The sequence below is a fragment of the Erwinia endophytica genome, from assembly GCF_009295515.1.
GTDB lineage: Bacteria > Pseudomonadota > Gammaproteobacteria > Enterobacterales > Enterobacteriaceae > Erwinia > Erwinia endophytica.
The window spans coordinates 24,775-46,866 of the sequence record NZ_RQVV01000037.1 but is presented as its reverse complement, the minus strand read 5'-3'; the positions used below and the strand labels follow the sequence as shown (position 1 = coordinate 46,866).

Annotated in this window: 19 protein-coding genes, 1 other RNA gene and 1 pseudogene; 10 read left to right on the top strand and 11 right to left on the bottom strand. The window is 50.7% G+C overall.

Annotated elements, in window-relative coordinates; translation table 11 throughout:
* Positions 1 to 150: 150 nt before the first annotated feature.
* Both queC and EH228_RS11965 read right to left on the bottom strand, forming a co-directional pair.
* The gene (gene queC, locus EH228_RS11970; protein ID WP_152321884.1) at positions 151 to 846 is read right to left on the bottom strand and encodes a 7-cyano-7-deazaguanine synthase QueC; all 696 of its coding nucleotides are present in this window, start codon (positions 844 to 846) and stop codon (positions 151 to 153) included.
* Positions 847 to 1,007: 161 nt separating this feature from the next.
* On the bottom strand, positions 1,008 to 2,054 hold the full coding sequence (locus EH228_RS11965; protein ID WP_152321883.1) for a PLP-dependent cysteine synthase family protein: 1,047 nt from the start codon (positions 2,052 to 2,054) through the stop codon (positions 1,008 to 1,010).
* Between the two features lie 111 nt (positions 2,055 to 2,165).
* On the opposite strand from EH228_RS11965, the gene EH228_RS11960 reads away from it, so the two are divergent.
* The 6 genes and pseudogenes from EH228_RS11960 to EH228_RS11935 form a co-directional block, all read left to right on the top strand.
* On the top strand, positions 2,166 to 2,624 hold the full coding sequence (locus EH228_RS11960) for an Lrp/AsnC family transcriptional regulator (protein ID WP_152321882.1): 459 nt from the start codon (positions 2,166 to 2,168) through the stop codon (positions 2,622 to 2,624).
* Between the two features lie 47 nt (positions 2,625 to 2,671).
* Positions 2,672 to 4,441, top strand: a complete 1,770-nt coding sequence (locus EH228_RS11955; protein ID WP_152321881.1) for a SmdA family multidrug ABC transporter permease/ATP-binding protein — start codon at positions 2,672 to 2,674, stop codon at positions 4,439 to 4,441.
* Positions 4,434 to 6,203, top strand: a complete 1,770-nt coding sequence (locus EH228_RS11950; protein WP_152321880.1) for a SmdB family multidrug efflux ABC transporter permease/ATP-binding protein — start codon at positions 4,434 to 4,436, stop codon at positions 6,201 to 6,203. The genes EH228_RS11955 and EH228_RS11950 overlap by 8 nt, the downstream gene beginning before the upstream one ends.
* Positions 6,204 to 6,468: 265 nt before the next feature.
* Positions 6,469 to 6,807, top strand: coding sequence for a P-II family nitrogen regulator (glnK, locus tag EH228_RS11945; protein WP_009114005.1), 339 nt, complete (start codon positions 6,469 to 6,471; stop codon positions 6,805 to 6,807).
* A 35-nt stretch (positions 6,808 to 6,842) separates the two neighbouring features.
* The gene (gene amtB, locus EH228_RS11940) at positions 6,843 to 8,132 is read left to right on the top strand and encodes an ammonium transporter AmtB (protein ID WP_152321879.1); all 1,290 of its coding nucleotides are present in this window, start codon (positions 6,843 to 6,845) and stop codon (positions 8,130 to 8,132) included.
* 143 nt (positions 8,133 to 8,275) lie between these two features.
* Positions 8,276 to 8,602, top strand: a pseudogene (locus EH228_RS11935) (hypothetical protein); the annotation flags it as partial.
* 226 nt (positions 8,603 to 8,828) lie between these two features.
* On the opposite strand, the gene tesB reads toward EH228_RS11935, so the two are convergent.
* On the bottom strand, positions 8,829 to 9,689 hold the full coding sequence (gene tesB, locus EH228_RS11930) for an acyl-CoA thioesterase II (RefSeq protein WP_152321878.1): 861 nt from the start codon (positions 9,687 to 9,689) through the stop codon (positions 8,829 to 8,831).
* 217 nt (positions 9,690 to 9,906) lie between these two features.
* On the opposite strand from tesB, the gene EH228_RS11925 reads away from it, so the two are divergent.
* Positions 9,907 to 10,422: a YbaY family lipoprotein gene (locus EH228_RS11925; RefSeq protein WP_152321877.1), complete on the top strand. Its 516-nt coding sequence runs from the start codon at positions 9,907 to 9,909 to the stop codon at positions 10,420 to 10,422.
* A 27-nt stretch (positions 10,423 to 10,449) separates the two neighbouring features.
* On the opposite strand, the gene EH228_RS11920 is transcribed toward EH228_RS11925, so the two are convergent.
* The gene (locus EH228_RS11920; RefSeq protein WP_152321876.1) at positions 10,450 to 10,761 is read right to left on the bottom strand and encodes an MGMT family protein; all 312 of its coding nucleotides are present in this window, start codon (positions 10,759 to 10,761) and stop codon (positions 10,450 to 10,452) included.
* 229 nt (positions 10,762 to 10,990) lie between these two features.
* Between EH228_RS11920 and ffs the strand changes: the two genes are divergently transcribed.
* An RNA gene (gene ffs / locus EH228_RS11915) (signal recognition particle sRNA small type) lies at positions 10,991 to 11,087 on the top strand.
* 54 nt (positions 11,088 to 11,141) lie between these two features.
* Here the strand turns inward: ffs and EH228_RS11910 are convergent.
* The 4 genes from EH228_RS11910 to EH228_RS11895 all read right to left on the bottom strand — a co-directional run bounded on the left by EH228_RS11910 (position 11,142) and on the right by EH228_RS11895 (position 17,010).
* Positions 11,142 to 11,360, bottom strand: coding sequence for an HHA domain-containing protein (locus EH228_RS11910; protein ID WP_152321875.1), 219 nt, complete (start codon positions 11,358 to 11,360; stop codon positions 11,142 to 11,144).
* 29 nt (positions 11,361 to 11,389) lie between these two features.
* Complete coding sequence (tomB, locus tag EH228_RS11905; RefSeq protein ID WP_152321874.1) at positions 11,390 to 11,770, bottom strand: Hha toxicity modulator TomB; 381 nt, start codon at positions 11,768 to 11,770, stop codon at positions 11,390 to 11,392.
* An 885-nt stretch (positions 11,771 to 12,655) separates the two neighbouring features.
* Positions 12,656 to 15,808 (bottom strand): efflux RND transporter permease subunit, encoded by a 3,153-nt coding sequence (locus EH228_RS11900; RefSeq protein WP_152321873.1) that lies wholly within the window; start codon positions 15,806 to 15,808, stop codon positions 12,656 to 12,658.
* Positions 15,809 to 15,825: 17 nt separating this feature from the next.
* The gene (locus EH228_RS11895; RefSeq protein WP_152321872.1) at positions 15,826 to 17,010 is read right to left on the bottom strand and encodes an efflux RND transporter periplasmic adaptor subunit; all 1,185 of its coding nucleotides are present in this window, start codon (positions 17,008 to 17,010) and stop codon (positions 15,826 to 15,828) included.
* A 132-nt stretch (positions 17,011 to 17,142) separates the two neighbouring features.
* On the opposite strand from EH228_RS11895, the gene acrR reads away from it, so the two are divergent.
* On the top strand, positions 17,143 to 17,784 hold the full coding sequence (acrR, locus tag EH228_RS11890; protein WP_152321871.1) for a multidrug efflux transporter transcriptional repressor AcrR: 642 nt from the start codon (positions 17,143 to 17,145) through the stop codon (positions 17,782 to 17,784).
* Here acrR and rsmS read toward each other — a convergent pair.
* Both rsmS and priC read right to left on the bottom strand, forming a co-directional pair.
* Entirely contained in the window at positions 17,781 to 17,945 is a 165-nt protein-coding gene (rsmS, locus tag EH228_RS11885; protein WP_152321870.1) for a pleiotropic regulatory protein RsmS, read from the bottom strand. The genes acrR and rsmS overlap by 4 nt on opposite strands.
* An 86-nt stretch (positions 17,946 to 18,031) precedes the next feature.
* Positions 18,032 to 18,562 (bottom strand): primosomal replication protein PriC, encoded by a 531-nt coding sequence (gene priC, locus EH228_RS11880; protein WP_152321869.1) that lies wholly within the window; start codon positions 18,560 to 18,562, stop codon positions 18,032 to 18,034.
* A gap of 211 nt (positions 18,563 to 18,773) precedes the next feature.
* Between priC and apt the strand changes: the two genes are divergently transcribed.
* A complete protein-coding gene (apt, locus tag EH228_RS11875) occupies positions 18,774 to 19,325 on the top strand; it encodes an adenine phosphoribosyltransferase (protein WP_152321932.1) in 552 nt (183 codons plus the stop codon).
* Between the two features lie 61 nt (positions 19,326 to 19,386).
* On the opposite strand, the gene EH228_RS11870 is transcribed toward apt, so the two are convergent.
* Positions 19,387 to 22,089, bottom strand: a complete 2,703-nt coding sequence (locus EH228_RS11870) for an autotransporter outer membrane beta-barrel domain-containing protein (protein WP_152321868.1) — start codon at positions 22,087 to 22,089, stop codon at positions 19,387 to 19,389.
* Between the last annotated feature and the right edge of the window lie 3 nt (positions 22,090 to 22,092).

Below are 22,092 nucleotides of genomic sequence, written 5' to 3'. Positions count from 1 at the left end.
TTTGCACATTAATTACCGGGCTATCTTTTTTTGGCGGCCTGCTATTCAGTCGGAGGTCACAGGCCGTTGGCGTGACCTCATTTTTTCGAACCGTCGCAAGCGTTATGCAAACCGCCGATCACGATTAAAGGGTTCGGCAGAAGGTGGGACTCAGCGTAAACCGGTCTTGCGCTGCATTTCCTGCATGATAGTGGCACGGTTGGCCTGGTATTCTTGCAGGCCGCGGGCTCGTAAATGGCAGGCGGCACATTCACCACAACCATCGCCTTTTACACCGTTGTAGCAGGTCAGGGTTTCGTTACGTACCAGCGGCAGTTGCTGCCAGTAGTCGGCCAACGCCCAGGTTTCCGCTTTGTTGAGCCACATCAGCGGCGTTTCAAAACGCACAGGACGTGCCATTCCCAATTCCACCGCGTGGTTCAGCGCCTTCACGAAATCATCGCGGCAGTCGGGATAGCCTGAAAAATCGGTTTCACACACGCCGGTGATCACCGCTTCGGCCTCCACCTGATACGCGTAGATTGACGCGAGGGTCAGAAACAAGATATTGCGGCCCGGTACAAAAGTACTTGGTAACCCGCTGGCCTGCGGATCGTAAGCCGGAACGGGAATATTGTCGCGAGTCAGGCTGCTTACTGCCAGCTCATTGAGCAGCGTGACGTCCAGCACCTTGTGTGCACGGGCGCCCAGAGTGTGGGAAAGTTGCTGCGCAATATCGATTTCTGCACGGTGACGCTGACCATAATCAAAGGTGATGCAATGCACTTCGTCATACTGCTTTAATGCCTGAATCAGACAGGTTGTTGAGTCCTGGCCACCGCTGAAAACCACTACTGCACGCTGCATACTGTTCACCTTATTCATCTGTTGCACTGTATGGTACTGCCTGACGGGGACGAAGGGTAGCGCCGCTTATGCGATCTCAGCCACTGGTTTTGCAACCTGAAGTTCGCAATGCCCCACATATTGCGCATCCTTGCTAAGTGACAGGCAATGGCGTTCGGCTTTCACTCTGGGGAAGAATCGAGCAGTTGTTGCCATTGGCTGAGATCCCCGATGTGCTGTGCCACCCATGGCGGATGGTAGTAAGTGTCCAGATAACGTTCACCGCTGTCGCACAATAGCGTGACGATTGACCCACTGCGATTTTCTTCCTTCATCCGTTTTGCTACCTGCAAGGCACCCCAGACGTTAGTCCCGGTGGAGGGCCCCACTTTGCGTCCCAGTTGTTTTTCCAACCACAGCATAGTAGCGATGCTTGCGGTATCAGGCACTTTGACTATCTCATCGATCACTTCCGCAATGAAGGAGGGTTCAACACGTGGACGGCCAATCCCTTCAATTTTGCTCCCCTGAGGATTATTCAGTGACTTATCACGCTGATGCCAGTAATCAAAAAACACCGAGTTTTCTGGGTCAACCACCACCAGTCGGGTTGAATACCCCTGGTAGCGCAGATAACGGCCAATGGTGGCTGAGGTGCCGCCTGTTCCGGCACTCATCACCATCGTCTCCGGAATTGGAAACGGTTCATGTTTCATCTGCTGGAAAATACTGTCTGCGATATTATTGTTGCCGCGCCAGTCGGTGGCACGCTCGGCAAAAGTAAACTGATCCATAAAATGGCCGTTCAGTTCACAGGCCAGTCGCTCGGATTCTGCGTACATCTGGCAGGGATCAGTGACAAAATGGCAACGACCGCCGTAGAAAGTGATCTGTTCGATTTTACGTTTCGCGGTCGTGGCTGGCATTACCGCAATAAAGGGGAGCCCCAGTAAGCGGGCAAAATAGGCTTCCGACACAGCGGTACTACCTGAAGAAGCCTCGATAATCGTCGTGCCTTCTTTGATCCAACCATTGCATAGCCCATAGAGAAATAGCGAGCGCGCCAGACGGTGTTTGAGGCTGCCACTTGGATGAGTGCTTTCATCTTTCAGATAAAGCCAGATCCCGGTATAAGCAGGCAGCGGCAGACGGATCAGATGGGTATCGGCCGAGCGCTGAATGTCGGCATTAATCTCTTGTATTGCGCGGGAAACCCATGAGTCGTTCATTTTTTCTACTCTGGTGAAATTTGTTAAAGAGTACGGCATTAACAGGAAAAAAGGTTTACTCTCTCTGCTTTATAATCGGCCATTCGTAGAAAATTATTCTCTGGGCTGGAGATGATAGATAAAACTGACCTTAGACTGCTGGCGCTGTTGCAGCAGGATTGTACGTTGTCGCTACAGGCGCTGGCCGATGCGGTCCATCTGACGACGACGCCGTGCTGGAAACGCTTGAAAAGGCTGGAAGATGAGGGCTATATTCGCGGCCATGTGGCGCTATTGGATCCAGAGAAGCTTGCACTGTCACTGACCGCGTTTATGTTGATCAAAACTCAGCAGCATAACAGCAACTGGTACCAGCAATTTACGGCGGTGGTAAAGAGCATGCCGGAAGTGATGAGTTGTTACCGGATGGCCGGGGAGTATGACTACCTGTTGCGTATTCAGGTGGCAGATATGAAAACTTACGATGCTTTTTATAAACGTCTGGTGAACGGGGTCTCCGGTTTGCTGGATGTGACATCGAGCTTTGCGATGGAAGAAATAAAATACACCACTGCGCTGCCATTGAACTGATGGTTGCTGTCTGATGACTTCGCTCAATATTAACCGGGACGTTTACTGTGCGACTGTTTAGCCAATTAAGCTGGTACTTTATTCGCGAATGGCGGCGCTATCTTGGGGCCGTGTTCCTGCTGATTATTATTGCATTACTCCAGCTATTACCGCCAAAAATAGTCGGTGCCATTGTGGATGGGGTCACTCACCAGCAGATGAGCAACGCACGGTTGCTCATGTGGATCGGTGTGATGCTGAGTACTGCCGTGGTGGTTTACTTGCTGCGTTACGTCTGGCGTGTGCTGTTGTTCGGCGCATCTTACCAGTTAGCGGTTGAACTGCGTCAGGATTTTTACCGGCAGCTTAGCCGGCAACATCCGGAGTTTTACTTGCGTCACCGTACCGGGGATTTAATTGCCCGCGCCACGAATGATGTGGATCGTGTGGTGTTCGCCGCTGGGGAGGGCGTATTGACCCTGGTGGATTCTCTGGTGATGGGACTGGCGGTGTTGCTGGTGATGAGTACGCAAATTAGCTGGCAACTGACCTTGCTGGCGTTGTTGCCGATGCCAGTCATGGCGCTGGTGATTAAGCATTATGGTGATCAACTTCATCAGCGTTTCAAGCTGGCGCAGGCGGCATTCTCTTCTCTCAACGATCAGACTCAGCAGAGCCTGACCAGTATCCGCATGATTAAAGCCTTTGGGCTGGAAGACCATCAGTCCGGACAATTTGCCGACATTGCCCATGACACTGGAAAGAAAAACCTGCGTGTTGCCCGCATTGATGCTCGTTTTGATCCCACTATCTATATGGCTATCGGGATGTCTAATCTGCTGGCGATTGGCGGCGGCAGTTGGCTGGTATGGCATGGATCCATGACATTGGGGCAGTTGACCAGCTTTGTGATGTACCTGGGGTTGATGATCTGGCCGATGTTGGCGCTGGCGTGGATGTTCAATATCGTTGAACGCGGCAGTGCGGCATGGGGGCGGATCCGTTCACTGCTGGCTGAGGCTCCGACAGTGGCAGATGGCAGCAAAACGCTGTCGGAAGAACGGGGACATCTGCAGATTGCTGTCCGTGAATTCTGCTATCCTGGTGCTAAGTATCCCTCATTGCGCCATGTTAATGTCAACCTGAAACCCGGCCAGATGCTGGGATTGTGTGGTCCGACGGGGGCAGGAAAAAGTACGTTGCTGAGCCTGATCCAGCGGCATTTTGATATCACTCAGGGCGACATTCGTTACCATGGCATTTCTCTGCCGCAACTCCGGCTGGATAGCTGGAGAAGCCGGATGGCCGTGGTCAGCCAGACGCCATTTTTGTTTTCCGATACGGTGGCCAACAATATTGCGCTGGGACGGCCTACTGCCAGCCAGGGTGATATTGAGCAGGCCGCCAGACTGGCAAATGTTCATGATGATATTTTGCGGCTGCCACAGGGTTACGAGACAGAGGTTGGTGAGCGTGGTGTCATGCTGTCCGGTGGGCAGAAGCAGCGGATCTCCATAGCCAGAGCGCTGCTGCTGGATACTGAAATTCTGATCCTTGATGATGCGCTTTCAGCGGTGGATGGTCGTACCGAACATTTGATTTTGCATAATCTCCAGCAGTGGGGAGCGGGAAAAACAGTGATTATCAGTGCCCATCGACTGTCTGCCCTGACTGAAGCCAGTGAAATTTTGGTACTGCAGAACGGCGCGGTTGCCCAACGCGGTCAGCACGATGAGCTGGTCGCGGTAAATGGGTGGTATCAGGATATGTACCGTTATCAGCAAATTGAAGCCGCGCTGGAAGAGGATGAAACAGAGAAAGGTGTCCCCCATGGCTAAAATGATCCAACTCTGGCCGACTATAAAAAGGCTGCTGAGCTATGGGCTGCCATGGCGTAAATCCCTTGGGGCAGCGGTGCTGCTATTGTGGATTGCGGCGGCGGCGGAAGTGATGGGGCCGATATTGATCAGCTATTTTATTGATCATATGGTGGCGAAGCACCGGATGCCGTTAGGAATCGTTGCTGGCCTGGCGGCGGGTTTTATTCTGCTGCAAATTTTCGCCGCCTTACTGCATTACTGGCAATCTTTGTTGTTTAACCAGGCGGCGGTCGGCGTGGTTCAGCGCTTGCGTACAGATGTGATGGATGCCGCTTTGCGTCAGCCTTTAAGCACTTTTGACACCCAACCGGTCGGGCAAATCATCTCGCGCGTGACGAACGATACTGAAGTGGTGCGCGATCTTTACGTCACGGTGGTGGCGACGGTGCTGCGTAGCGCTGCGTTGATTGGGGCGATGCTGGTGGCTATGTTCAGCCTGGACTGGCGAATGGCATTGATCGCTCTCGCTATTTTCCCGGCGGTGATCACGGTCATGTTAATCTACCAGCGTTACAGCACGCCGATTGTACGGCGGGTACGTAGTTACCTGGCTGACATCAATAACGGTTTCAATGAAGTGATCAACGGGATGAATGTCATCCAGCAGTTCCGCCAGCAGGCCCGTTTTGGCGAGAGGATAGGGGAGGCCAGTCGAGCTCACTATCTGGCAAGAATGGAAACATTGCGGTTGGATGGTTTCCTGCTTCGCCCGTTGCTCAGCCTGTTTTCGGCGATGATCCTTTGTGGACTGCTGCTGTTATTTGGTTTTTCGTCTCAGGGCAGTTTTGAGGTGGGGGTATTGTATGCGTTTATTAACTATCTCGGCAGACTGAATGAGCCGTTGATCGCGCTGACCACCCAACAGTCGATATTGCAGCAGGCCGTTGTGGCGGGTGAACGTATTTTTGAACTGATGGATGCGCCGCTTCAGCGCTACGGCAGTGATGACCGGCCGCTGACCTCAGGCGCCATTGATATTGATAATTTGACCTTTTCCTATCGCGACGATAGCAACGTGCTCAACGATATTAATCTGCACATACCTTCCCGCCATTTTGTGGCATTGGTTGGGCATACTGGCAGTGGTAAAAGTTCACTCGCCAATCTGATAATGGGCTATTACCCGATAACGCAGGGAGAAATCCGTCTGGATGGCAGGCCATTAACGTCGCTGTCCCATCGTACATTAAGACAGAGTGTGGCGATGGTACAGCAGGATCCCGTGTTGCTGGCTGATACGCTTTTTGCCAACGTGACGCTGGGGCGGGATGTCAGTGAGGAAGCCGTGTGGCGAGCGTTGGAAACGGTTCAACTGGCTGATCTGGTCAGAAGTTTGGCTGATGGTGTCCATACCCGCCTGGGTGAACAGGGGAATAGCCTGTCAGTGGGGCAGAAGCAACTATTGGCCATGGCCCGCGTGCTGGTGGCTTCGCCGCACATCCTGATTCTGGATGAAGCTACCGCCAACATTGATTCTGGTACTGAGCAGGCAATCCAGAAAGCGCTGCAGGTGGTTCGCCAGCAGACTACTTTGGTGGTGATCGCACACCGTCTTTCCACTATTACCGAGGCGGATACCATCCTGGTGTTGCACCGTGGCCGCGTCGTTGAGCAAGGTAATCACCGTCAACTACTGGAGAAGCAGGGACGTTACTGGCAAATGTATCAATTGCAGTTGGCAGGAGAGGAACTGAAGACGGGGGAGACGGTAACAATCTGACTGGCCTTGTGCACTGCTGTTGTGCATAAAACTGTGCCAAAAGGGGTGATTGCACTGATTTGCGTCATTATGCACGAAGGTGGTGCATTTTTTATGATCGCAGCCTCTTCCTTTACCTGATACGAAATTTAGCCGTCAGCGTCGGATTCAGAGGTGGACTGACTAATCGTCTGAAAAATGCTGGGTTTTAATTTATGGCACAGCCTTTGCTTTAAACAATCCATGTCCGGTGGAACAACCGTTTTCAATACCTGGAGGGGATCGTATGAAGCTGGTTACCGTGGTAATCAAACCGTTTAAATTAGAAGACGTGCGTGAAGCATTGTCTTCTATTGGTATTCAAGGGCTGACCGTGACTGAAGTGAAAGGTTTTGGTCGCCAGAAAGGGCATGCAGAACTTTATCGCGGTGCTGAGTATAGCGTGAACTTCCTGCCAAAAGTAAAAATAGACATTGCGATTGCAGACGATCAGCTTGATGAAGTTATTGATGTCATTAGTAAAGCTGCTTATACCGGCAAAATTGGCGACGGTAAAATCTTTGTTGCAGAACTGCAGCGAGTCATTCGTATTCGCACAGGCGAAACTGACGAAGCAGCGCTGTAATCTCGGGGCTAAGAATAGTGATGGGATGGGATAAAATGAACAAAAAACTTGCTGTATTTGGCCTTGCCAGTCTGGCCCTGTTACCGTCGCTTGCGATGGCCGCAGCGCCGGTTGTGGTGGATAAAGCGGACAATGCCTTTATGATGATTTGCACCGCGCTGGTGCTGTTTATGACTTTGCCGGGTATTGCCCTGTTTTATGGCGGCCTGATTCGCGCTAAAAACGTGCTTTCCATGATGACCCAGGTTGCCGTGACTTTTGCAATGGTCTGTGTGCTGTGGATGGTTTACGGCTATTCACTCGCTTTTAGCGACGGTAACGCTTTCTTTGGCGGCTTCAGCATGGCGATGTTGAAAAATATCCAACTGACCGCGCTGGTGGGGACTTTCTATCAATATATCCACGTCGCTTTCCAGGCTTCTTTCGCCTGTATCACTGTGGGGCTGATTGTTGGTTCGATCGCTGAACGTGTCCGCTTCTCTGCCGTACTGATTTTTGTGGCAATCTGGTTGACCTTCTCTTATCTGCCTATCGCTCATATGGTGTGGTCAGGTGGTTTGCTGTCTCAGGATGGCGCACTGGATTTCGCGGGCGGTACGGTGGTGCACATCAACGCTGCGGTGGCTGGCCTGGTGGGAGCTTACCTGGTGGGCAAACGCGCTGGCTTTGGTAAAGAAGCATTCAAACCACACAACTTGCCAATGGTGTTCACCGGTACCGCTATTCTGTATGTCGGCTGGTTCGGTTTCAATGCGGGATCAGCCAGTGCGGCCAATGAAATTGCGGGTCTGGCTTTCCTGAACACGGTAATGGCAACGGCAGGCGCAATGCTCAGCTGGACCTTCGGCGAGTGGGCTCTGCGTGGCAAGCCATCACTGCTGGGCGTGTGCTCTGGCGTGATTGCCGGACTGGTTGCCATCACGCCAGCCTGTGGTTATGTTGGTGTCGGCGGTGCATTGATTATCGGTATCGTCGGTGGTCTGGCTGGACTGTGGGGGGTCACCACCCTGAAGAAATGGTTACGTGTGGATGACCCATGTGATGTATTCGGCGTGCATGGGGTATGTGGCATCGTTGGGTGTATCCTGACTGGCGTTTTTGCTGCCCCTTCACTGGGCGGTGTGGGTTATGCCGCAGGTGTCACCATGGGGCATCAGGTATGGATCCAACTGTTCAGTGTGGGTGTGACTATTGTCTGGACCGGTGTGGTTGCCTTTATCGCCTTTAAAGTGGCTGATATGGTTGTTGGTCTGCGGGTTCCTGAAGATCAAGAACGTGAAGGTCTGGATGTGAACAGCCATGGTGAAAATGCTTACAACCAGTAAGCCTGGCGGTAAGAAAAAGAAAAGTAGTGTGCTAAAAATAAGAAACGGCCCCATTTGGGGGAATGCCGATCAGTTAAGGATCAGTTGAACGATCCAGTGGCTGTGTAAAAATCCAGAAACGTTCTTCGTTTCTGGATTTTTTTATGCGCATTGCTCAGGCTCTTGAGCTCGTTTCCTGCTACGACTCTACCCGTAATCCTCTGACTTCTCCTGGCGATGTGCTGGATCCCGAGCAGATGTGGCACAACTCCGTCACTCATCCGCATTGGTGTGGTCTGACATTACTGGCGGTGGACGGTGTCGTCTGGCGCACCCAGGATACGCCGGAAAACGAGGCGGCCTTCCCGCGGCAGACCTATGCCGGACAACCAGGGCTTTACCCCCAGGTAAAAATGGTCTGCCAGATGGAACTGACCCGTCATCTGCTTACGGCTGCTGCCTTCGGTACCAGGGCGCATCATCGGGCCGAATCCCAGAACTGCTGTGTAATCTGGAGGGTATGGCGCAGATGGTGAAACTGCCAGTAAGAAGAGAAAGGGTCTTCCCGAGAGTGGTAAAGGAGAGCCCCCGGAAGTATCCAAAAGCACAGGGAAAAAGCCAGTCAGTTGCTTAACTGACTGGCATTACCCCATTTGGGGCCATTTTTTTACATAGAGAAAACGCCCAGCGATGATGCCAGGGATACTTTATTTGCTGTCAATGACGAATGCGTATTACGCCTTCCTGAACGGTGGACGCGACCAGCGTGCCGTCCTGGGTATAGAATTCACCGCGTACAAATCCTCTGGCCCCCGATGCTGATGTACTTTCAACGCTGTACAGTAACCACTGGTTTAAATCGAACTCTCGATGGAACCACATCGAATGGTCAATGGTGGCTATCTGTATTCCCGGTTCAAGAAAACCTTTGCCGTGCGGTTGCAGTGCCACTGGCAGGAAATTAAAGTCTGATGCATAACCCAGCAGATGCTGATGGATGTGTTGGTCACCCTCTATGTGGCCATTGGCTCGTAACCAGACATGTCGTATCGGTTCATCGACGTGACCTTTTAATGGGTTGTGGAATTGTACCGGGCGGATTTCGAAAGGCTTTTCGGCAAGGAGTTTTTCCCGTGCGAGTTTTGGAATCAAGTGGGCAAGTTGCCTGACAATCTCACTTTCAGTTGGCAGGTTATCCGGACCGGTGACTTGTGGCATGGGTTTTTGGTGCTCAAAGCCGCTTTCCGCTGCCTGGAATGAAGCGGTCATGTAAAAAATGGGCTGGCCGTTTTGGATGGCTTTGATGCGTCTGGCACTGAAACTCTGCCCGTCACGTAATGTTTCCACGTCATAAATGATGTTTTTCTGACTGTCGCCAGGACGCAGGAAATAACTGTGAAAGGAGTGGATGATACGATCCGTGGGGACCGTTTGCCTGGCAGCGTACAGCGCCTGTCCGACCACCTGACCGCCAAATACCTGGCGTAGTCCCAGATCTTCACTTTGTCCCCGGAACAGGCCTTCCTCCAGCTTTTCCAGACGCAGCAGATTTAATAAGTCTTGCAGTGCGTGGCTCATCACGGTGTCCTCAGTCATTTTTTCTTGATTAGTTTGCGAGACCCGACCCGTTTTCGTCAACGGAGTGGGCACAATTCTGTTGCCAACGCACGTATTAGTCGGATTTATATGGAAATATCAATAAATTGTGCCAGTATTAAGACTTATGGGACAGGGAAACTCTGTCTGTAATTTACTGAGATAACCCTCATTGCGTTGATCAAAGGAGAATAAATCAATGAAAATCTGGTCAATACTTACTGGTACCGTTCTGGCGGTGGCGATTTCCGGTTGTGCGGATAAAGGCGCGGATGTACCAACAGCAACGTTGTCCTCACCGGCGGCGGGTGGGCAGTCGACGATTCGACAGCCAAACGTCAGCGGCTCTATTTATATCCATCAGAAAGTGGTATTGCCGCCTAATGCGGTACTGACTGTGACGCTTTCGGATGCTTCGCGTGCGAATGCGCCGTCGAAAGTTATTTCACAACGCGTGGTGAAAACCAACGGTAAACAGGCGCCATTTAAGTTCATCCTGCCATTTAACCCAGCGGATATTCAGCCTGATGCCCGAATTTTGTTGAGCGCAGCTATAACCATTGACGGCAGAATGACCTTTATTACCGATACGGTGAAACAAGTCATTAATGACGGCGGATATAATCAGGATCTGGTGTTGGTGCCTGTTCCTTCCGTGGCTGTACCGACACAGGTATTGCCTTCCTCTGCGGCATCATCGCCATCTTCAATATGATTTTTCCGCCCCTGACAAGGGGCGGGTTTACAGCTCCCAGCGATAATAGTTCAGATCGACTTTACCGTCTGCGCTTACTTCAATGCCTTCTGCCATCAGCGCCTGACGTTGACGGTTGAAGCTCTCTCCCGTTAAGGAAATTTTACCCATCCGGTTAATGACCCGGTGCCAGGGCAATTTACTGCCTTCTGGCAGGTGCCTGAGTGCGCCGCCAACCTGGCGGGATGCTCGAGGGGATCCCGCCAAACGCGCGATTTCGCCATAGGTAGTCACTTTACCATAGGGAATAGCCGCGACAATCTGCCAGATGCGTTGCCGGAATGTATCTTGTTCCATCATGGAGTTTAACGCTGACTCATTTAACCGTTACCGAAAGTGATGGCGTAACATCTTAAGCGATTTCATGTAGTTATAATATAGTGGGCACAGGAAGTTAGAAAGCTTAGAAAACAATCAGATAGCAGATTTGCACAAGAAACCAACGGTTACCCGGAGCAAGCTTGCAATTGCCATGAGGTTCAATGATAATGCTTTCGCGCCATGATATGGCGCTTTTCAATGGGGGCCCGGTTGGTTCTCCCGCAATGCTAACTTGTGAACTCGGTCAGGTCCGGAAGGAAGCAGCCGCAGCAGGTGACGTATGTGCCGGGATGTAGCTGGCAGGGCCCCCACCCAATTCTGCTTTATTCACCGCGCCAGCTAAATTTCTCCACAGATTATTATCGCACGAATTTCCAGACGGCTACCGGCACTTTATCGTAGAGCTTATTCATCGTCAGTTCGGCCAGGCGATGATCCGCTGCAGAGTAAAACACCGCAAGTTCATTATCGGATAATTCGTATTTATTTTTTTCGATAACACGTTCAAGTGTATCGATAGAACGACACTTCCTTAAACGCATCAGATAATCAGTTTTGGTTAGACGTTTATCTGTCATTGTTAAACCGTTGAAAATATAAAAGGTTGTTAAAATGAATGGCTTGCCTGTACAGTGACGTGAGCGCATTCCTCTGCGAAAATGTTAAACAAGCGTTTAGCTGATTTTTGCCAGCGTTGTTGATCCTGAACATTAATACCGTAATTGCTAAAGAGCATAAACGTATCGTCAAGGTATTCGTCAATCTGACTAATCAGTCCGCTATCTTCGATATGTTTGATTTTGTAATTCATCGTGCAAGCTGCAATATGCTCAATCAACTCGTTGAGTTGTAAATTGATTGCTGAAGTTGGATCGTTAACCCAGTTATGGTGACTGTCACCTAACGTAGCAAGGCTTTCATGGTACAAACTTTCACACAAGAACTTCAACTGGGCAATATCATGCCTTTTTGGTGAGTATTCGTCCATCTTTTTCCCTCCATAGCGAGTGAAAAATACCACTAACGCGGGCTTTCAGAGCATAGTGTGCCAGTAAACGAGAATAAAATCTTACCCTGTGTATTATTAAATATAACCTGGCAAAAACATGTTAGTTATACCCTTACCAAAAAATTACAATTCCCAGGGGCGATGGTTTGATGCAATCAAAAATCAGGACAGTAGAAATGGCAGTCTCGATTATTGTCTTTTCTGCATCAATATCCAGAAACGTCACAGTGGAATCTGCATGCCATCTTATCACGCCATTTAGATGAATTTTCTATGAAATAATTCTCACGTAGATAACATTTATATTAAGCATTTTGTGAATGCAATAACAATAACCCACTGAGCCCGCCCCCTGTTTTGAGAATATTCTGCCGAATATTCGTGATCGTGTGTACCACCTTCAGATCTTAAGGAATACCGTTGCACACTTTTTCTTCATAGAGTTAATAATACTTATAAAGATAATTAGTCTCAGGAGAGAAATTATCAAGTCCCCGGAATTAACTATTAACTATCTCAATGATTTGATTATTAATTATCTTAGTAGACAGAGACGCCTCTTGCGAGGAAAAAAACAGAAGGTTACAAAAATCTAATACAACACCATCTCATTATTCAGTTGAGTTTAGTCATATTTAGATACATTTTTACTTTTTCTAAGGTTTTTGTGATCCAGTAATTACCGTGGGTTCCAATATAACAAAAATTCCCATGATGTCTTCACTTTTCCTGACACCTGAGCCAACGAGGTGAGCCTGTCAGGGGGGATGAGTCGAACGGCCCAGGATAGAGTAGGGCGGTGTTTATGTACTGATGAAAAAAGAGGCCGCATAAGCGGCCTCTTCAGTCTGTTAATCACAGAGATTAGTGCGGGTGATGTTCTTCCAGATGACTGGATTCCAGTTCTTCCTTGTTGTTGCTGAAGCGGCGACGAACCACCACAAAGAACACTGGAACAAAGAAGATAGCCAGAACGGTGGCGGTCACCATCCCCCCCATTACCCCGGTACCTACCGCATTTTGTGCACCGGAACCTGCGCCGGTACTGATAGCTAACGGCAGTACACCAAGGATAAAGGCCAGAGACGTCATCAGAATTGGCCGTAAACGCATACGAACGGCTTCAAGCGTCGATTCTATCAGACCTTTGCCTTCTTTCTCCATCAGCTCTTTGGCGAATTCCACGATCAGGATCGCATTCTTCGCCGACAGACCAATGGTTGTTAGCAGGCCTACTACAAAGTATACGTCATTACTCAGCCCGCGTAATGTGGTGAAGATTAACGCGCCAATAACCCCAAGCGGCACCACCAGCATTACCGCGAACGGAATAGACCAGCTCTCATAGAGTGCCGCCAGACACAGGAACACCACAATCAGCGAGATGGCATACAATGCGGGAGCCTGGTTACCGGAGAGGCGTTCCTGGTAGGACATGCCCGTCCAGTCATAACCCACACCTTGTGGTAATTGTGCTGCCAACTCTTCCATCAGATTCATCGCCTCGCCTGAACTTTTGCCCGATGCGGGCTGGCCCAGGATTTCCATTGATGGCAGACCGTTATAGCGTTCCAGACGAGGAGAACCGTACTGCCATTTTGCACTGGCAAAAGCTGAAAAAGGCACCATCTCACCGGAGGCATTACGCACGTACCATTTGCTGACATCATCAGGCAACATACGCGAATTTGCCTGTCCCATCACGTACACTTTTTTCACACGACCACGATCAACGAAGTCATTTACATAGTTGCCACCCCATGCCGCGCCCAGAGTGGTGTTGATATCAGAAATAGAGACGCCAAGTGCTTCTGCCTTCTCCTGATCAATGATCAGCTTGTACTGTGGTGTATCTTCCAGACCATTCGGACGTACCCCGGCCAGGATATCTGGATGCCTGGCAACGGCGCCGAGTAGTTGGTTACGTGCTTTGGTCAACGCATCATGCCCAAGGTTAGCCTGATCAATCAACTCGAAGTCAAAGCCCGTGGCGTTACCCAGTTCGATAATCGCGGGCAGGTTGAAGGGGATCACTATCGCATCTTTGATGGCAGAGAAAGCCTTCATTGCGCGTCCAGCAATACCTTCTACTTTGTTAGCCGCACCGCTGCGTTCATCCCATGGTTTCAGGCTGACGAAGGCGATACCGGTGTTCTGTCCACGACCAGCAAAACCAAAGCCGTTAACAGTAAATACCGACTGAACGTTGTCTTTTTCTTTGGTCAGAAAGTAATGGCTTACCTGATCCAACACTTTTTGGGTACGTTCCTGAGTCGCCCCCGCAGGCAGTTGAGCCTGAGTCAACAACAGCCCCTGATCTTCTTCCGGGAGGAAGGAGGTGGGCAATTTGATGAACAAATAGGCCATACCGACCACGATCAACAAGTAAATCACCAGATACCGACCGGTGCTGCGCAGAATATGACCAACACTGTCGGTGTAGTGATGCGCACTTTTGTCGAATACGCGGTTAAACCAGCCGAAGAATCCGGTGGTTTTACCATGGTCGCCTTTTTTGACTGGTTTGAGGATGGTGGCGCAAAGCGCAGGCGTCAGGATCAACGCCACAAGAACTGACAGTACCATCGCCGAGACAATTGTAATGGAGAACTGGCGATAGATAACCCCGGTCGATCCGCCAAAGAAGGCCATTGGGATGAATACCGCAGACAACACCATTGCGATCCCCACCAATGCTCCCTGGATCTGTCCCATCGATTTGCGCGTGGCTTCTTTTGGCGGTAAGCCTTCTTCCGCCATAACGCGCTCGACGTTTTCGACCACCACGATGGCGTCATCCACCAACAACCCGATAGCCAACACCATCCCGAACATCGTCAGGGTGTTGATCGAGTAGCCAAAGCCACCGATGATCGCAAAGGTTCCCAGCAACACCACGGGCACCGCAATCGTTGGGATCAAGGTGGCGCGGAAGTTCTGGAGGAACAAATACATGACGATGAACACCAGCACGATGGCTTCGAGCAGCGTCTTCACCACTTCCATAATGGAAATTTTAACAAATGGCGTGGTGTCGTAGGGGTAAACCACTTTCAGACCCGCAGGGAAGAACGGCTCCAGTTTATTTAGCTCTGCTTTTACTGCTTTAGCGGTATCCAGAGCATTGGCGCCAGTTGCCAGCTTGATACCGATACCAGAAGCCGGTCTGCCGTTGTAGCGTGCAATGATATCGTAGTTTTCACCACCCAGTTCAATTTTTGCCACGTCCCTCAGCAAGACGCGTGACCCATCGGTATTGACTTTTAGCAGGATCTTGCCGAATTCATCGGTCGACGTCAGACGCGTCTGCGCGATAATCGAAGCGTTAAGCTGCTGGCCTGGAACGGGCGGTGAGCCACCTAACTGACCGGCGGGGACCTGGGAGTTTTGCGCAGTAATCGCGCTGATGACGTCAACTGGCGTGAGTTGATAATTGTTCAGTTTATGTGGATCCATCCAGATACGCATCGCGTACTGGGCACCAAATATCTGGGTATCACCTACACCGAGAGTACGGCTGATCGGATCTTTGATATTCGATGCGACATAGTCCGAAATGTCGTTCTGCGTCATACTGCCATCAGCGCTGACGAAACCGGCCACCATCAGGAAGCTGCTGGAGGATTTTTGCACCTGGATCCCTTGTTGTTGCACTTCTTGTGGCAATAACGGGGTAGCCAACTGCAGTTTATTCTGCACCTGAACCTGGGCGATATCCGGATCGGTGCCTGACTGGAACGTCAGGGTAAGCTGCAACGTACCGGTGGAATCACTGCTCGATGACATATACATCAGGCCATCGATGCCGTTCATGTTTTGCTCGATAACCTGAGTTACGGAGTCCTGCAATGTCTTCGCATCAGCTCCCGGATATGTGGCGCGAATCTGTACTGCCGGCGGTGCAACATTGGGATATTGCTCGATCGGCAGCTTTAGAATCGATAGCACGCCCGCCAGCATAATAATGATGGCGATAACCCACGCAAAGATGGGGCGATCGATAAAGAACTTAGCCATGTATCAGCGGCTCCTGTTTAAGACTGCGGCTGTTCAGATTTTGCCTGTTCGGCATGGTCTGTACTCACTTCCTGCGGAGTCACTCTGGCTCCTGGTTTGGCGCGCTGAAGACCAACGGTAATGACTTTGTCACCTTCCTTCAGACCGCTGGTTACCAACCATTGATCACCGATCGCTTGATCTGCTGTCAGAGTGCGTACTTCAACTTTGTTGTCTGCGTCTACGACCATCGCGGTCGCCTGACCGGTCGGCGAGTGAGTGACCGCTTGCTGAGGCACTAACAGCGCGTTAGGGTTGACGCCTTCATTCAGCCGGGCGCGAACAAACATCCCAGGCAGCAGGGCGTGGTCAGGGTTAGGGAATACCGCACGCAGAGTGATAGATCCGGTGGTCTCATCCACGGTTACATCAGAAAATTCCAATGTGCCAGTCTGGGAGAGCTCGCTACCGTCTTGCAGTAACAGTTTGACCTGCGCTTTACCCCCAACTTGCTGTAGCCTACCGGAGTTCAGCTCTGCGCGCAGCCGCATGAAGTCTTCACTGGACTGCGTGACGTCGACGTAAATCGGATCAAGCTGCTGCACTGTTGCCAGCGCAGTCGTCTGGCCATTTTGCACCAGAGCTCCTTCCGTAACGGAAGATTTGCCGATACGACCACTGATTGGCGATGTTACTTTGGTGTAAGCCAGATTGATGCGGGCGGTTTCAACATTGGCTTTCGCTGCCTGTACAGCGGCGGCGGTCTGGTTTGCCGTCGCGACAGCCGTGTCATAATCTTGCTGGCTGATATATTTAGTCCCGACCAGAGGCTTGTAGCGTTTTACGGTCAGTGCCGCGATTTGCGCATTGGCCTCAGCCTGGGCTAAATCGCCTTTGGCGCTGTCATAAGCAGCCTGATAGGTTGCCGGGTCTATCTGGTAAAGTGATTCTCCTGCTTTGATATCGCTCCCTTCCACAAAATTGCGTTTTAAAATAATCCCCGAAACTTGTGGGCGAACTTCTGCAATGCGGAACGCAGAAGTACGGCCCGGAAGGTCAGTCGTGACGGTTAGCGGAGTACTTTTCAGCGTGACAACACCGACTTCAGGTGCTTGCTGCTGACTGGCTTGCTGTGCGCCTTTATTATCACATCCTGTCAGCATTAAGCTGCCTGAAAGCATCAGAACGGCTGCCAGAGGTTTTATTCCTCTTTTTTTGTTCATAAATAAACCCCGAGTGTCCGATATCGATTGTCCAATGGATCACAAACCCATTGCTGCGTTTAAATTATGGTCATGCTATGGTACATACATTCGCAAATGTATGTAAGTCCATGTTTTTGTAAAAATCACCCTATGGCACGAAAAACCAAACAACAAGCGCAGGAAACGCGAAACCACATCATTGATGCGGCAATTGAAAGATTTTCCGACGAAGGTGTGTCTAAAACGTCACTGGCCGATATTGCCACTACCGCTGGGGTGACGCGGGGGGCAATCTACTGGCATTTCAAAAACAAAACCGATCTGCTCAATGAAATATGGGCGCAGTCCGAGTCTGGTTTGAAAGACTTAGAGCTTGAGTATCAATTAAAATTTCCTTTCGATCCACTGTCAGTGATGAAATCGATGATTGCGTATGTCCTTGAAGCGACAGCGAGGGATGATCGCAGACGTTCACTTATGGAAATTATTTTCCATAAGTGTGAATTTGTGGGTGAAATGGCCACTTTGCAGATGATGCAGCAGGCGCTGTACCTCGAATGTTACGAGAAGATTGAGGATCAACTTCGTCAGTGCATCGTTGCCGGACAGTTACCGGATAATCTGGATACGCGTCGTACGGCGATAGTCATTCGCGGCTATATGACAGGCATCATGGAAAACTGGTTGTTTATGCCTGAAAGTTTCGACCTGGTAGCGGATACGCCGCAACTGGTGGATGTGCTGATCGACATGCTGCAGCACAGCCCCTCATTACGCATTCTGTCTGCTTAGCAACGAGGGGACGCATTTTTTTCGTCCAGTTTTTTCTCAAAATCCTTTTGTACGATAGCCAGCGCCGCCAGCACGGTTTGTGGTGCAATGGCGTTCTCTTCCAGCAGCATAATCAAATCAACAGCGAGCTTGACTTCTTCTGGGGCGGTTTCAAGTGACATAGTGTTCCTTATCTCTATCAGACCAGGGGGCTATTTAAAAACGACCAGGTGTTTTTGTCCGGCCGTATTAATATTTTTGGCTATCGTTAATATTCATGTTTTTCAATCGTGCGTTCAATACGCTTTAATGCCTGCAGGCAACGTTGTAAACGTCCCTCAAAGGCGGCGATTTCTCGTTGTAGGGTTTGCTGTTGGGCCAGTGTCTGCTGGCCTGCCAACAGGCTTTCCCGGTCGGCAATCATCGCACGTAGGCGGCGCTCATAATCCTGGTGCCGGGCCAATTTCTCATAGAGGTTTACGTTTTCCGTTACCTCATGGACTTCACCTTTGCGCAGGGTTTGCGTTGCCAGCTCCCGCTGCAGAGCGCCCATTTGTAGTACCACCCGTTCAGCCATCCAGGCTACGCGTTCGGTGCGCTGGGCGCTAACGCTTTGCTTCAACTGAGTCAGGCTGTGGCGGACTTCCTCAAGGTAATCCCCCAGTCGGGTACTGCGGCAATGAAATAACTGGCTGTCAAAACGGGCTTTAGGCGTTCTTTTATCGGTATGTGGCGCCACTGCCTGCGCCAGTTCTTCCAGCTTTTCTTCCAATTGTTCCAGCAGGTAGGCACTTTTCATCAGGTTCTCTCTCCGCTAATCTGGCTGACTATGATAGCCTTATCTGCGTTTGTTTTGCTTTCCGCGGTTGCAATTGCCGGTCGGTTTGCATAGATTTGGGCGTTTTCGTGCGCGGCTTCCCCATCAGACGGACCGTCAGACTCTGCGAATCTGTTTCGTAAGAGCCGCTGAAGCTTCGCGAGTCAGATTTGTATTTACCAGGCATAACATGATGACTGCAACTGCACAGCAGCTTGAATTCCTTAAAAACAGTATCAAAAGTATCCCAGATTATCCTAAGCCGGGCATTCTGTTCCGTGATGTGACCAGTTTGCTGGAAGATCCGAAAGCGTATGCGCTCAGTATTGAACTGCTGGTCGAGCGCTACCGTAATGCGGGTATTACCAAAGTGGTGGGCACCGAGGCGCGCGGTTTTCTGTTTGGCGCACCGGTAGCATTAGGGTTGGGCGTCGGTTTTGTTCCCGTGCGTAAACCGGGAAAACTACCACGTAAAACATTTGCCGAAAGCTATGAGCTGGAATACGGCACCGATCAACTTGAGTTGCATTGTGATGCTATCTCTGAGGGCGACACCGTGTTGGTGGTAGACGATTTGCTGGCGACGGGCGGTACGATTGAAGCCACAGTGAAATTGATCCGTCGAGCCGGCGGTACGGTGAAGGATGCGGCCTTCATTATTAATCTGTTCGATCTGAGCGGTGAAGCGCGTCTGAAGGCGATGGGGGTTGACAGTTTTAGCCTGGTGAACTTCCCGGGGCATTGAATCAGAGTGGTAACAAGGCTGGTTACATTGCGTAACCAGCCAGCCAGCCAGCCTTTCGTCGTCAGAACTTCATATTAAATGAAGCAGAAATTGATTGAGCTGTTTCATTTGATGACTTCTGGATCCCGTAGTTCAGTCCATAAGTCAGGTTATCTTTCTGCAACAGAAAGCCTGCATTGCCAGCGTACGCGGAACTGTCAGCAATACGCGATTTACTCCATGCCGAGCCATCAACCGCTGCCATCGTCACTTTTGTGCCGCTGGTGGTATCCCCCCCGGTGGCGATATAAGAGAGATCCAGCGCCGGTTTCAGTGTGTATCCCGCTTCATTTTTATATTCTTTAGTGAAGCTGACTCCCAGTGGAACAGACCATAATGACTGAGTGCTTGCGCTGTTTTTGAATAGGCTTGCTTCGTCATTTTTTGCCTGGAATGCATCATTTTTCAACATAGTATATCGAATGCCGATGTGTGGCATGATGTCTACGTAATCGGTTTCAAATACATACTCGCGGGTCAGTCCAGCACTGAACACTGTTGATTTCGGCTTGCCGGACAAGCTGGAGTAACCTGTTACCGGATCGAGCGATTGTTTCAAACTGTGGCTGATTCTTGAGTAGTTCACATCACCAACCAGATTCCAGTTTCCATTGATCCAACTTCCATACAGTGAAGCGCCCCAGAAATCGATGTTGTTTTTCACCGGATATAGATTGCCTCTGGTTTTACTTTTACCTTTACCAATATTTAGTGCCCCCCCTGTTTTCAGAATATTGCCCTCTTTGGTGATCAGCGTATCTTCGCCACCAATAAAGATGCCGTTCAGCCCGGTCTTCGTTTTAGCGTCAAAGCCGCCCGCGTGATATCCCGATAACTTGCTGTTGTTATGTAGCAGGGCTGCCCACAAATTAAAACCTTCTTCAAGAGGGGTACCCAGGAAAAAGTGTTGTCCCATGGATAAATGTTTTGACAGCGTTTCAGCTGTGGCTGACATGATCTGAAAACTGGTACCGGCTACATTGGCGATAGAGGCCAAATTGATGGCTGAATCAATTAAGCGTGCTGAGGTGGTGGCATCACTGACGTAATTGATATCCGCGCTTCTTGACAGGAATTGCTGAGCGGCATTATCAGAGGATGCATCAACGCCAATCTGACTAATCATTGCACCAAGCAGACTGGTTGAACTCGCTGAGAGCAGGGAGAGGCTGGTGCTGAGATCCGCTTTTTCAATGGTTATCTGTGTGGTATCAGCACTGGTTACCTGTGTTGCGGCCAGTAGTCTGCTAGTGGTACTGATGTTCGTGTCCAGCCAGGATGGGGAGCTCTGGCTTGACGAGCCTGATGCGGTTGTCGCGGTAAAGGATTCGCCAGTTGTGACTCCACCATCGGTCAGGATCAGCAAGTAGGCATCCGAATCAATCTGAGCATCGCCTAATGCAAGCGCCGTATTCCCTGAATCAATATAGGAGCGAGCGTTGAGTACCGTCAGCGATGAGGCGCCCAGCCCATAAGTGTTTTCATCTCCCCCTACGCGCCAGTTGAGATCGGGACTGGACAGGTCCAATGTGGTGTCGCTGTTTAGCACTAGCTTACCATTGAACGTGAGTTGCTGGTTTTGTTGCATTAGCACAACATTTTCCTGCCAATTGTTGGCATTCAGTTCGGTCGAGCCAAATATTGCGGTGCCGTCGCCACTTATCGTCAACGTTCCCTGACTGGCTTCCAGCGTCTGACTGGCTAATGTACCATTGCTGACAGTCAGACTGCCGTTGTTCAGTACGGTGCTATCGATCTGGAATGTTCCACCACTTTGTAAAAACTGATTTTCGGTCGTGGATAGGGTATTTGTTAAAGCACTCCACTGATTTGCTAAGCCGATGGTGAGTGTTCCTGCTGTAAAGGTACCCCCACGAATCTCAAGAGTACCTGTGCCCCCCAGACCTGCCGATTGCGCCAAAGTACTGTTGTTCAGCACCCCATCATGACTGCCATTCTCCCCTCCAAGCTGGATATCGCTGGCAATCTGTCCACTGCCACTTTCAAAGATAGCGGTTCCGGTTCCGCCATTTCCTGCTGCGCCGCCATTACCTGATCTGCCTCTGGCTCCATTGTTGGTCCCACCGTCACCGGCATTGCCACCCTGGCCACCAAGCGTCAAGGTTCCGGTATTATTAATCACACTATTGGTGAAGGTTAACGAGCCGGACGCACCATCGCTACCATTGCCCCCGGTTCCAGCAGACTGACTACCTTGCAGTGAGCCGCCATTACCACCATTGCCGCCGTTGCCGCCAATCTGAATTGCGCTGGTAACATTAAGCGTACTATTTTCGACAACCAGTGAACCATCTCCAGCTGAGCCACCATTTCCTGCATTGCTACCTTTGCCACCTGAGTTTCCGCTTCCTGCTGAGGCTACGATGTCTGCAGTACCATATTTTCCGTTACTGCCACTGTTGCCTCCGTTGCCGCCATCTGCGCCTTCCCCCCCCACGACGATTGACTGCGCGGTTACTGTGCTGTTGGTCAGGTGCAGCGTACCTGAACCGCCCTCGCCACCATCGGCACCTGGTCCCCCGTTACCGCCAGCACCGCCTTTGCCACCGTTGCCGCTAACGCCAATTTCGCCAGTAATATTGGTGTCAACATAATCTTCCTGGGTTTCACCGGCATTCCCGCCCTTACCACCAGCGGCACCGTCGCCACCATTGGAACCTTTCCCGGCATCGCCACCAATGGTTAATGTGTCCGTGACAGTCATCGT